This is a genomic window from Streptomyces sp. NPDC051180 (genome assembly GCF_040689545.1).
In the GTDB taxonomy this organism is placed as follows: Bacteria; Actinomycetota; Actinomycetes; order Streptomycetales; family Streptomycetaceae; genus Streptomyces.
In genome coordinates this window covers 1-12,441 of record NZ_JBFBBC010000029.1, presented here as the reverse complement: position 1 = coordinate 12,441, position 12,441 = coordinate 1, and the positions used below count along the sequence as shown (strand labels likewise).

Here is a 12,441-nt window from a genome sequence, read left to right as displayed (position 1 = left end):
TCGCCCCACCGTCTACCCTGGACGTCGATCGATCACCCCGTACAGGAGTCAACGTGGCCGTCAACCTGGTCAATGTCGAGAACGTCAGCAAGGTGTACGGCACCCGTGCCCTGCTCGACGGGGTCTCGCTCGGTGTCTCCGAAGGGGACCGGATCGGAGTGGTGGGCCGCAACGGCGACGGCAAGACCACCCTGATCCGGATGCTCGCCCGGCTGGAGGAGGCGGACACCGGGCGGGTCACCCACAGCGGCGGGCTGCGCCTGGGCGTGCTCACCCAGCACGACTCGCTCGACCCGAAGGCCACCATCCGGCACGAGGTCATCGGCGTCATGGCCGACCACGAGTGGGCCGGCAGCGCGAAGATCCGCGACGTGCTCACCGGGCTCTTCGGCGGGCTCGACCTGCCCGGCTTCGAGAACGGCCTGGACACCGTCATCGGCCCGCTCTCCGGCGGCGAGCGGCGGCGGATCGCGCTCGCCAAGCTCCTCATCGAGGACCAGGACCTGATCGTCCTCGACGAGCCCACCAACCACCTCGACGTCGAGGGCATCTCCTGGCTCGCCCAGCACCTCCAGGCGCGCCGCTCGGCGCTCGTCTGCGTCACCCACGACCGCTGGTTCCTCGACCAGGTCTGCACCCGCATGTGGGACGTGCAGCGCGGTGCGGTCCACGAGTACGAGGGCGGCTACTCCGACTACGTCTTCGCCCGCGCCGAGCGCGAGCGGATCGCCGCCACGGAGGAGACCAAGCGGCAGAACCTGATGCGCAAGGAGCTGGCCTGGCTGCGGCGCGGCGCCCCCGCCCGCACCTCCAAGCCGCGCTACCGCATCGAGGCGGCCAACGAGCTGATCGCGGACGTGCCGCCGCCGCGCGACACCAGCGAGCTGATGAAGTTCGCCAACGCCCGCCTCGGCAAGACGGTCTTCGACCTGGAGGACGTGACCGTCACCGCCGGTCCCAAGACCCTCCTGGAGCACCTGACCTGGCAGCTCGGCCCCGGCGACCGCATCGGCCTCGTCGGCGTCAACGGCGCGGGCAAGACCTCACTCCTGCGGGCGCTCGCCGACGCGGCCGTCACCCAGGGCGAGACGCAGCCTGCCGCGGGGCGGATCGTCGTCGGCAAGACCGTCAGGCTCGCCTACCTCTCCCAGGACGTCACCGAACTCCCCGCCACCCTGCGGGTCCTGGAGGCCGTGCAGCAGATCCGCGACCGCGTGGACCTCGGCAAGGGCCGCGAGATGACGGCCGGACAGCTCTGCGAGCAGTTCGGCTTCTCCAAGGAGAAGCAGTGGACGCCGGTCGGCGACCTCTCCGGCGGCGAGCGCCGCCGGCTCCAGCTGCTGCGGCTGCTGATGGACGAGCCGAACGTCCTCTTCCTCGACGAGCCCACCAACGACCTCGACATCGAGACCCTCACCCAGCTGGAGGACCTCCTCGACGGCTGGCCGGGCTCCATGGTCGTCATCTCCCACGACCGCTTCTTCATCGAGCGCACCACCGACAAGACGCTCGCGCTGCTCGGCGACCGGACGCTGCGGATGCTGCCGCGCGGCATCGACGAGTACCTGGAGCGCCGCCGCCGGATGATCGAGGCGACCGTCCCGGCGCCCGCCGCCGCGCCCGCGCAGGCGAAGCCCGGTGTCTCGGCCGCCGACGCGCGCGCCGCGAAGAAGGAGCTGCAGAAGGTGGAGCGGCAGCTCGACAAGGTCGCGCAGAAGGAGGCGAAGCTGCACACGCAGATCGCCGACAACGCCACCGATTTCGAGAAGGTCGCGAAGCTCGACGCCGAGCTGCGGGAACTCGTCGCGGAGCGCGAGGAATTGGAAATGCGCTGGCTCGAACTGGCCGAGGACGCATAACGAGGGCATCACAGGCCGGTCCTCCCTTGGGTACAAGGGGCGGACCGGTCGCTTTTGCGCCATCACGTGAGTGGTAGAAAGAAAACCCGTTCACGTCAAGGGGGAACCGCTGATGACCCAGCCGCCCAGCAACCAGCCGCCGGGGGGCTTCGGAGCCCCTCAGGACCCGAACCAGGGTCTCCCGCCCGTCCCGCCGGTGCCGCCGCAGGCCCCGCCCGCCCCGCAGACCCCGCCGCCCGCGGCGCCGGGGCCGTACGGCCAGCAGCCGACGCAGCCCGGCTACGGGTACCCGCAGGCGCCGGGCCAGCCGGCCGCGCCGGGCCCCTACGGCCAGCCCGGCCCGTACGGACAGCCGCCGCAGCAGCAGCCGTACGGCTACCCGCAGCAGGGCCAGCCGGGCCCGTACGGTCAGCAGGCGAACCCCTACGGCGGTCACCCCACCCAGCCCCTGTACCAGGGCGCCCCGACCCCGCCGTCCGGCGGCGGCGGTCTGAAGAGCCGGACCGGCGTCGTGGCCGCCGTGGCCGCCGCGGCCGTCCTGGTCGCCGCCGTCACGACCTGGGCGGTCGTCTCCGGCGGGGACGACAAGGACCCGGTCGCCGTGCCCACCGCCACCGCGACCACCACGGGGGCCCCCAAGCCCACCGAGTCGGTCGACCAGGGCGACGGCTCGGGCGACGGCGCGGGCGGCGACGAGGACCTCAACGCGGACCGTCAGCCCGGCGAGGCGAAGGTCGGCTGGCTGCTCAAGAACGACGTCGACCTGCCCCGCAACGGCTCCGAGGTCCACGGCCCGTGGATCGTCGGCGACACCGTCGTCAAGGCGATGTACAAGGGCGTCGACGGATACGGCCTGAGCGACGGCAAGCGCAAGTGGCACGTCGACCTGCCGTTCGAGCTGTGCGCGGCCCCGCCGGAGCCCGCCGCCGACGGCACCATGGTCTTCGGTTACGCCGAGAGCGCCAAGGACGGCGCCAAGTGCACCCAGCTGCAGAAGATCGACCTCAAGACGGGCAAGGCCGGCTGGAAGAAGGCCGTGCCGAAGGCCACGGGCCTCTTCGCCTTCTCCGACAACACCCTGGCCATCAGCGGCAACACGGTCACCGCCGCCGGCTCCAGCAGCGCGTACGGCTTCTCGCTCACCGACGGCCGGCAGCTCTTCCAGGGCGCCACCACGGGCTGCAAGCCCTTCGCCTACGCGGGCGGCAGCAAGCTGATCGCCGCGATGGACTGCCCGTCGGGCAGCACGAGCAAGAAGGTCCAGGCGGTCGGCCAGGTCGACCCCGCCACCGGCAAGCCCCGCTACACCTTCAAGCTGGAGGCGAACTGGGAGGTCGACAAGGTCTACTCGGTCGACCCGCTGGTCGTCTCCGCCACCCAGCGCGAGCAGAAGAAGTGGACCATCTTCGCCCTCGACGCCAACGGCAGGCTCCGTTCGCAGATCCAGGGCGGCGGCGACAAGTTCGCCCCGTCGTGCGGCGGCGGCCTGGTCATCTTCGGCCGCAACCTCCAGGGCTGCACCGGTGTCGCGGCCGACGCGAACACCTTCTACATGGCGACCGAGACCGACTACGGCAAGCCCAACGAGGTCGTCGCCTTCGACCTGGGCACCGGCAAGGCCAAGTGGCGCTCGAAGGCCCCCGGCGAGCAGTCCATGATCCCGCTGCGCATGGAGGGCGGCCAGGTCCTGCTGTACGTGGACCCGTCGTACGACAAGGGCGGCGCCGTCGCCACCCTCGCCCCGACCGGTGGCGCGCCGAAGATCCTGCTCCAGCACCCGGCGTCGACCGCGTCGATCGAGAGCAGCTTCTACAGCGCGGGCTACGCCTACGGCAGCGGCACCTTCGTGGTGGCGAGCGGACGTGTGTCGGCGTCCAACGACAAGGACGAGATGCAGGTCAAGACCATGATGGCCTTCAGCAAGTGAGGTACACGGACCGATGACGCAGCCACCCCCGCCCCCGCCGAACCAACCCCCGGATCCCCAGGGCGGCTTCGGCGCCCCGACACCGCAGCCCCCCACGGAGCCCGGCTACGGCTACCCGCAGCAGCCGCCGACGGAGCCCGGCTACGGCTACCCGCAGCAGCCGCCGACGGAGCCCGGTTACGGCTATCCGCAGCAGCCGCCCGCGCAGGACCCCGGCTACGGCTATCCGCAGCAGCCTCCCGCGCCCCCGCAGCAGCAGCCGTACGGCTACCCCACGCAGCCGCAGCAGCCGCAGCAGTACGGCGGCTACCAGCAGCCCCCGTACGGCTACCCGACGCAGCCCCAGCAGCCCTACGGCGGCTATCCGCAGCCGGCGCCCGCCCCCTCGGCGCCGGGTGGCCGGAAGCTGTCCGCGCAGCTCCAGATCGTGATCGCGGCGGTCGTCGCCGTCGCGGTGATCATCGGCGTCGGCATCTGGTACGCCGGCTCCGGCGGCGAGGGCAAGGACGACGAGGCCAAGGGCACCGGCGGCACCTCGCAGGGCACCACCGGCGACGGCGGCAAGGGCGGCGGCGGGATCGACGGCGCTGGCAAGGAGAAGCCGCCGGCCGACACCCGGGCGAAGGCGGCCTTCCAGGTCCCGCAGCCCAAGGTCCCCGACGTCACCGACGTCTCCGGCTCCTGGATCACCGACAAGGCGTACGTGAAGTCGGGCGTCAACTCGGTCGTCGCCTACGACCTGGACAAGGGCACCCCGCTCTGGACGCTGCCGCTGACCGGCCAGGTCTGCGGCGCCTCGCGGCACGTCAGCGCCGACAACAAGGTGCCGATCCTCTTCGAGGCCACCAAGCGGGTCGCACCGCGCTACTACCAGCCGTGCACCGAGGTCGGCGTGATCGACCTCGACACCGGCAAGCTGCTGTGGTCCACCTCGATCACCGGCGGCTCCGCCGGCGACCAGAAGGCCCGGTTCAGCGAGATCACGCTCAGCGGCGCGACCGTCGCGGCCGGCGGCACCGACGGTGGCGCCGCCTTCGACCTCGCCAACGGCAACCCGCGCTGGAAGCCGCAGGTCAACGACGAGAACTGCTACGACCTCGGCTACGGCGGCGGCGCCGGGCTCGTCGCGGTCCGCAAGTGCGGTCCGTACAGCAGCCAGTACGTGCTGGTCCAGAACCTCAACCCGGCCACGGGCGCCCCGGTCTCGCAGTACAAGATGCCGGCCGGTGTGAAGTACGCGTCGGTCGTCTCCACCAAGCCGCTGGTCGTCGCGGCCGACGTCGGCGAGAGCGCCGGCGACGGCAGCGGCATCTCCGACTTCTTCTCCCTCGACGAGAAGACCGGCAAGCTCAAGGCGAAGATCACCGCGGACGCCGACCAGTACGCCGCCCGCTGCCGCTCGACCCGCGTCGAGTCCTGCTCGCAGGCGCTCGTCGGCAACGGCCGGCTGTACGTGCCGACCGAGGAGCACGAGGGCAGCACCGGGGAGTACGGCGACGAGACCAACGAGGTCATCGCCTTCGACCTGGCCACCGGTCGCACGGTGCCGGAGAAGGCCGACGCGGGCGACAAGTACACCCTCGTCCCGCTGCGCATGGACGGCGGCAACCTCATCGCCTACAAGGCCCCGCCCTACGACAAGGGCGGCCAGATCGTCTCGATCGACGGCGGGACGATGAAGTCCACCGTGCTCCTGGAGAACCCGGCGGACAAGTCGGTCCGGGACGCCGAGACGAGCTTCAGCCTGAACGGCGCCGAACTCGCCTACCGCAACGGAAGGTTCTTCCTCTCGGAGAGCCTGATCAGCAAGGCCCGTGAGGGCGACGACAAGAACTACCTGATCGTCGCCTTCGCCGTCGGGCACTGACGTCCCGTACGGCGACGTGGGCCCCTCCGGACTTCCGGAGGGGCCCACCGCCGTTTCCGGGGCCCCACGCGTCACCTGGTCGGGGGACACGCGGCCCCTGCGGCGCATGTCGGCGGTTGGGGCGGCGCGGGGCGGGGGAGCGTGTAGCTTGCCGGGTCTGGCGTGCCGGGGGGTCCGGCGGGCCCGGAGGATGGGGGATGACCGGGATGGGCGTACGCCTCGTGGTGGTCGACGACCACCGCCTGCTGGCGGAGGCGCTCGCCTCGGCGCTGAAGCTGCGAGGGCACCGGGTGCTCGCGGCGGGCGCGCCGGTGGCGGGGGCGGCCGAACTCGTGGTGGGCCGGGCGCCGGAGGTCTGTCTGCTCGGCACCGCCGCGCCGGCCGAGCCGGGCGCCTTCGACGTGGTCGTACGGATCAAGCGCGAGCGGCCGCAGGTGGCGGTCGTGGTGCTCGGGCCGGTGCCGTCGCCGCGCGGCATCGCGGCGGCGTTCGCGGCCGGTGCCTCGGGGTACGTCCGGCACGACGAGCGCATCGAAGGCGTCGAGCGGGCGCTGGTGAAGGCCAGGGCGGGGGAGACGGCGGTGGCGCCGGCGCTGCTCCAGGGCGCCTTCGCGGAGCTGCTGCACCCCTCCGCGCAGCCCGACGACGAGGCGCAGCGGCTGCTGCGGATGCTGACCCAGCGGGAGGTGGAGGTCCTCGTCCGGGTGGCGGAGGGGGAGGACACCCGGCTGATCGCGGCGGGGATGGGGATCGCGCCGAGCACGGCGCGGACGCACGTGCAGCGGGTCCTGATGAAGCTGGGGGTCGGGTCGCGGCTGGAGGCGGCGGCCCTCGCGGCCCGGACCGGGCTGCTCGACCGGGCGGTGCCGGGGCAGCGCGGCCCTTCCTGAGCGGCCCCTCCTGAGCGGCCCTCCCTGAGCGGCCCTCCCTGAGCGGCCCTTCCTGAGAGGACGGAAGCCGGGTCCCGTGGTGCGGGGCCCGGCTTCGCCATTGACGCTGATGTTTGAATGTGATTCTTTGTGCGTGGTTCTGTTTGATTCCGCCCTCGGAGGGCATCCCGTGAAGAAGACCGTCATCACGCTCGCCGACGGGCGCGAGCTCATCTACTACGACACGCGCGACGACACGGTCCGCACCGCCGTCGACCCGCGCCCCCTCGGCCGCGTCGTCTCCCGCTCCGAGATCCGCCTCGACGAGCTCACCGGCGACCCCGTCGCCGTCGCCTCCCACCGGCAGGCCCGCACCTACCACCCGCCGGCCGACGCCTGCCCGCTCTGCCCCGCCGGCGACGGACGCGACAGCGAGATCCCGGAAGCCGACTACGAGGTGGTGGTCTTCGAGAACCGCTTCCCCTCGCTCTCCGGCGGCGTCGGCCGCTGCGAGGTCGTCTGCTTCACCGACGACCACACGCTCTCCTTCGCCGACCTCTCCGCTGAGCGGGCCCGGCTCGTCCTCGACGCCTGGACCGACCGCACCGCCGCCCTCTCCGCGCTGCCCGGCGTCGAGCAGGTCTACTGCTTCGAGAACCGCGGCCGGGAGATCGGCGTCACCCTGCCCCACGCCCACGGCCAGATCTACGCCTTCCCCTACGTCTCCCCGCGGACGGCCGCCATGCGGCGCCGCACCGACGAGCACCGGGCGGCGACCGGCCGGAACCTCTTCGACGACGTCGTCGCCCGCGAGCGCGCCGACGCCGAGCGGGTGGTCCTGGAGACCGAGCACTGGATCGCCTTCGTCCCCTACGCCGCCCACTGGCCGTACGAGGTGCACCTGTACCCCAGGCGCCGGGTGCCCGACCTGCTCGCCCTCGACGAGGCCGCCCGCACAGAGTGCGCACAGGTCTACCTGGAACTCTTGAGGCGCTTCGACCGGCTCTTCGGCCCGGACGAGCCGCCGACGCCCTACATCGCCGCCTGGCACCAGGCGCCGTTCACGGACGAGCGGCGCGAGGACTTCGGACTCCACCTGGAGCTTTTCACCGTCCGACGGGCCTCTGGCAAGCTGAAGTTCCTCGCGGGCACCGAGTCCGGCATGGGCGCGTTCATGAACGACGTACGGCCGGAGGACGCGGCCCGACGACTCCGAGAGGTGGCGAGCGCATGACCACGACCGCGAAGAGGTACCTGGTGACCGGAGGTGCCGGGTACGTCGGCAGCGTCGTCGCCGCCCACCTCCTGGAACGGGGCCACCGGGTCACCGTCCTGGACGACCTCTCCACCGGCTTCGCCGAAGGGGTCCCGGACGGCGCCGAGTTCGTCCGGGGCCGCGTCCAGGACGCGGCCGGGTGGCTCGACGCCTCCTACGACGGCGTCCTGCACTTCGCCGCCTTCTCCCAGGTCGGCGAGTCCGTCGCCAGGCCCGAGAAGTACTGGGAGAACAACGTCGGCGGCACCATGGCGCTGCTCGCCGCCATGCGCGGGGCCGGTGTGCGCCGGCTCGTCTTCTCCTCCACCGCCGCGACCTACGGCGAGCCGGAGACCGTGCCGATCACCGAGTCCGCGCCGACCTCGCCCACCAGCCCCTACGGGGCGAGCAAGCTGGCCGTCGACCACATGATCGGCGGGGAGTGCGCCGCCCACGGCCTGGCCGCCGTGTCGCTGCGCTACTTCAACGTCGCCGGGGCGTACGGCTCGCTCGGCGAGCGCCACCAGCCCGAGTCCCACCTCATCCCGCTCGTGCTCCAGGTCGCCCTGGGCGAGCGCGAGGCCGTCTCCGTCTACGGCGACGACTACCCGACCCCGGACGGCACCTGCGTCCGCGACTACATCCACGTCGCCGACCTCGCCGAGGCCCACCTCCTCGCCCTCGACGCGATGACCGCGGGCGAGCACCTGATCTGCAACCTCGGCAACGGCAACGGCTTCTCCGTCCGGGAGGTCGTCGAGACCGTCCGCGCGGTCACCGGCCACCCCGTCCCCGAGATCACCGCCGCGCGCCGTCCCGGCGACCCGGCCGTCCTGGTCGCCTCCGCCGACGCCGCCCGCGAGCGGCTCGGCTGGACTCCGTCCAGGCCCGACCTGGCGGCCGTCGTCGCCGACGCCTGGGCCTTCGCCCGGAAGCAGCGGGAAGGAGCACACGCGTGAGCATCGCCGCCGACTTCGAGGCGCTGTACGGCGCCGCGCCCGACGGGGTCTGGGCCGCCCCCGGGCGGGTCAACCTCATCGGTGAGTACACCGACTTCAACGACGGCTTCGTGCTGCCGCTCGCGCTGCCGCACACCACCGTCGCCGCCGTCTCCCGCCGGGACGACGGCGTCCTGCGCCTGCACTCCGCCGACGTCGACGGCGGGATCGTGCAGCTGGGGACCGACGCCCTGGAGCCGCTCTCCGGCGGCGGCTGGGCGGCCTACCCGGCCGGTGTGGTCTGGGCGCTGCGCGAGGCCGGGCACCCGGTGGCGGGCGCGGACGTGCACCTCGCGTCGACCGTGCCCACCGGCGCCGGACTCTCCTCCTCGGCGGCCCTGGAGGTCGTCACCGCCCTGGCCCTGAACGACCTGTTCGGCCTCGGGCTCTCCCGCCCCGAGCTCGCCCGGCTCGCCCAGCGCGCAGAGAACGCCTTCGTCGGCGTCCCCTGCGGCGTCATGGACCAGATGGCCGCCGCGTGTTCCGAGGAGGGCCACGCCCTCCACCTGGACACCCGGGACCTCTCCTACCGCCAGGTCCCCTTCGACCTGGCCGGCGAGGGACTCCGGCTGCTCGTCGTCGACACCCGCGTGAAGCACGCGCTCGGGGACGGCGCGTACGCCGAGCGGCGCGCCGGGTGTGAAGCGGGTGCGCGGGCGCTCGGCGTGAAGGCCCTGCGCGACGTGAGCGCCGTGCACCTACCCGAATCCCTCGCACTCCTGAGCGACGAGACGGTTCTGCGGTACGTCCGGCACGTCGTCTCCGACAACGCCCGGGTCGAGCGGGTCATCGACCTCCTCGACGCCGGCGACACCCGGGCCGTCGGCCCCGTGCTCACCGAGGGGCACGCCTCCCTCCGCGACGACCTGAAGGTCTCCTGCCGGGAACTGGACCTCGTGGTCGAGACGGCGAACGCCGCCGGCGCCCTGGGCGCCCGCATGACCGGCGGCGGCTTCGGCGGCTCCGCCGTCGTCCTCGTCGACACCGACCGGGCGGACGAGGTCGCCGCCGCCGTCACGGCCGCCTTCGCCGCCGCCGGCCACGCGGCCCCCGGGATCTTCCCGGCCGTCCCCGCGGCGGGTGCGCGCCAGCTCTGAACCCGCCCCGCGCCCGGACGACTTCGCGCAGTTCCGCCAAACGGCCCCCACCGGCACGCCCCGCCCCTACTCTGTTGGGCAGCGCCGGTGGGGGCCGGCGCTGTTCAGGGGTCGAGACCGTCGGGTACGGCGCCGGCAGCGGGGTAAAAGTCAACGCACGGCGGCGGCCGGGCGACCGACGGACACCCGCCTCCGGCGTCGTGCCCGCGCGCCGGTCCGTCCTCGACACATGGGGGTGTCCGTGGCACGTATCCGGGTCCTGGTGGTGGACGACCACCGCATCTTCGCCGAGTCGCTGGCCGCCGCCCTCGCGGCGGAGCCCGACGTCGACGTCGCCGCCGCCGGCAGCGGCCCGGCCGCGCTGCGCTGTCTGGACCGCGCCGCCGCCGAGGGGCGCCGGTTCGACGTGCTGCTCGTCGACGCCGAACTGGGTGCGGGACCCGCGGCGGCGGGCCGTCCGCCCGACGGGCCGGAGGCCGCGGTCGACGGGATCTCGCTGGTCACGGCCGTGCGCCGGGCCCAGCCCACGGTCCGCACCGTCGTCCTTGCGGAGAAGGACGACCCGCACCGGGCCGCGCTCGCCCTCCAGGCCGGGGCCTGCGGCTGGGTCGCCAAGGACTGCTCGCTCCAGCGGCTCCTCGCGGTGGTGCGGGGGGTGCTGCGGGACGAGACCCACCTGCCGCCCGCGCTGCTCACGGGCGTCCTGCGGGAGCTGACGGCGGCCCGCAAGCACCGCACGGACAGCGAGCGGCTGGTGGAGTCGCTGACGCCGCGCGAGCGGGAGGTGCTGCGCTGCATGGTGGCGGGGCTGGGCCGCAAGGCGGTCGCGGAGCGGCTCTTCCTCTCCCCGCACACCGTCCGTACGCACATGCAGAACGTGCTGGGGAAGCTGGGCGTGCACTCGACGCTGGCGGCCGTGGCGCTGGCGCGCCGGGCGGGCGTCGGCCCCGCGGAGCCGGCTCCCGCGCTAGCCGGGGATGTTGTCGAACGGGGCGGTCAGCCGGCGTAGCAGGGCGGCCAGTTCGCCGCGCTGGGCGCGGGAGAGCTGGGCGAGGATGGCGCGCTCCTGGGCGAGGAGCCCGGCGAGCGCCTCGTCGGCGCGGTCGCGGCCCTCGGGGGTGAGCCGGACCAGGACCCCGCGCCGGTCGCTGGGGTCGGGAAGCCGCTCGACCAGGCCCTTCTTGGTGAGCCGGTCGATGCGGTTGGTCATGGTGCCGGAGGTGACGAGGGTCTGGGTCAGGAGCTGGCCGGGGGAGAGCTGGTAGGGCGCTCCGGCGCGGCGGAGGGAGGTGAGGACGTCGAACTCCCAGGGCTCCAGCTGGTGCTCGGAGAAGGCGAGCCGACGGGCGCGGTCGAGGTGCCGGGCGAGCCGCGAGACGCGGCTGAGCACCTCGAGCGGTTCCACGTCGAGGTCGGGGCGCTCGCGGCGCCATGCAGCGACCAGTCGGTCGACCTCGTCCTCCATGACGATCAGTGTAGAGGGTCTGTTGACATAAAGTCTCTTGGGTTCGAGTTTCTCGATTTCAAGTATCTTGATGTCAAGATATATTTCCCTGGACTACGGGGAAGGGACCCGGCCGGAACTTCGTTCCGCTTCGGCAACACGTGCCAGCAAGGGGGCTTCGAACATGCATTCCGTGGAATCCGCCGCACCTACCTGGGATCCGCAGCAGTACCTCCGCCACTCCGGCCACCGCACCCGGCCGTTCCTCGACCTGCTCGCCCGAATACCGCACCTGCCGGCCCAGGACCGGCCCGCCCGCATCGCCGACCTCGGCTGCGGCCCCGGCAACGTGACGGCCCTCCTCGCCGACCGGTGGGCCGACGCGCACATCACCGGCTTCGACCTGTCGCCGGAGATGCTGGAGCGCGCCGACAAGGACTGGGCGGGCACCACCCGCGGCGGCGGCTGGCTCGACTTCCGCCCCGCCGACGCCGCCCACTGGACCCCCGCCGAGCCCTACGACCTGATCGTCTCCAACGCCGCCCTCCAGTGGGTCCCCAACCACCCCGAGTCCCTCGCCTCCTGGGTCGACGGACTCCACCCCGGCGGCACCCTCGCCTTCCAGGTCCCCGGCAACTTCACCTCGCCCAGCCACGCCCTCCTCGGCGAGCTCTGCGACACCCCCGAGTGGCGCGGCCGCCTCGGCGACCAGGGCCGCCGCTTCGTCCACATCCTCGGCCCGGCCGAGTACCTCACCCGGCTCACCGACCTCGGCTGCGAGACCGACGTCTGGGAGACCACGTACAGCCAGCTCCTCCAGGGCGAGGACCCCGTCCTCGACTGGGTCAAGGGGACGGCGCTGAGGCCCGTCCTCACCACCCTCGGCGACGACCGGGAGGCCGTCGACGCCTTCCTCGGCCAGTACCGGGCCCTCCTCCGCGAGGCGTACCCGCCCGGCCCGCACGGCACCGTCTTCCCCTTCCGCCGCATCTTCGCCGTCGCGCGCAGGAGCGGCTGAGCGGGGAGCACCCCGAACGCGCGGGCGCCCCGCACCGGAACTCCGGTGCGGGGCAGGTACAGCACGCCCACGGCGTGCGACCCGTCAAACATACGGTCGACACCAGC

Annotated in this window: 10 protein-coding genes; 9 read left to right on the top strand and 1 reads right to left on the bottom strand. The window is 73.0% G+C overall.

The genetic code is table 11. The features are described from left to right. Positions 1-53: 53 nt before the first annotated feature. The 8 genes from AB0424_RS30165 (at position 54) to AB0424_RS30130 (ending at position 10,881) form a co-directional block, all read left to right on the top strand. On the top strand, positions 54-1,859 hold the full coding sequence (locus AB0424_RS30165; protein ID WP_366309960.1) for an ABC-F family ATP-binding cassette domain-containing protein: 1,806 nt from the start codon (positions 54-56) through the stop codon (positions 1,857-1,859). A 112-nt stretch (positions 1,860-1,971) separates the two neighbouring features. Next, positions 1,972-3,786, top strand: coding sequence for a PQQ-binding-like beta-propeller repeat protein (locus AB0424_RS30160; protein ID WP_366309958.1), 1,815 nt, complete (start codon positions 1,972-1,974; stop codon positions 3,784-3,786). A gap of 13 nt (positions 3,787-3,799) precedes the next feature. Next, positions 3,800-5,653: a PQQ-binding-like beta-propeller repeat protein gene (locus AB0424_RS30155; RefSeq protein ID WP_366309956.1), complete on the top strand. Its 1,854-nt coding sequence runs from the start codon at positions 3,800-3,802 to the stop codon at positions 5,651-5,653. 206 nt (positions 5,654-5,859) lie between these two features. After that, positions 5,860-6,543, top strand: coding sequence for a LuxR C-terminal-related transcriptional regulator (locus AB0424_RS30150; RefSeq protein WP_366310006.1), 684 nt, complete (start codon positions 5,860-5,862; stop codon positions 6,541-6,543). A gap of 169 nt (positions 6,544-6,712) precedes the next feature. After that, positions 6,713-7,756, top strand: a complete 1,044-nt coding sequence (gene galT / locus AB0424_RS30145) for a galactose-1-phosphate uridylyltransferase (protein WP_366309954.1) — start codon at positions 6,713-6,715, stop codon at positions 7,754-7,756. Then, positions 7,753-8,736: a UDP-glucose 4-epimerase GalE gene (galE, locus tag AB0424_RS30140; protein WP_366309952.1), complete on the top strand. Its 984-nt coding sequence runs from the start codon at positions 7,753-7,755 to the stop codon at positions 8,734-8,736. Before galT ends, galE begins: the two co-directional genes overlap by 4 nt. Next, positions 8,733-9,872, top strand: a complete 1,140-nt coding sequence (gene galK / locus AB0424_RS30135) for a galactokinase (RefSeq protein ID WP_366309950.1) — start codon at positions 8,733-8,735, stop codon at positions 9,870-9,872. Before galE ends, galK begins: the two co-directional genes overlap by 4 nt. A gap of 229 nt (positions 9,873-10,101) precedes the next feature. After that, a complete protein-coding gene (locus AB0424_RS30130; protein ID WP_366309948.1) occupies positions 10,102-10,881 on the top strand; it encodes a response regulator transcription factor in 780 nt (259 codons plus the stop codon). Here AB0424_RS30130 and AB0424_RS30125 read toward each other — a convergent pair. After that, entirely contained in the window at positions 10,840-11,337 is a 498-nt protein-coding gene (locus AB0424_RS30125; protein ID WP_017241145.1) for a MarR family transcriptional regulator, read from the bottom strand. The genes AB0424_RS30130 and AB0424_RS30125 overlap by 42 nt on opposite strands. 163 nt (positions 11,338-11,500) lie before the next feature. On the opposite strand from AB0424_RS30125, the gene AB0424_RS30120 reads away from it, so the two are divergent. Further along, on the top strand, positions 11,501-12,334 hold the full coding sequence (locus tag AB0424_RS30120; protein WP_366309946.1) for a trans-aconitate 2-methyltransferase: 834 nt from the start codon (positions 11,501-11,503) through the stop codon (positions 12,332-12,334). Positions 12,335-12,441 lie beyond the last annotated feature (107 nt).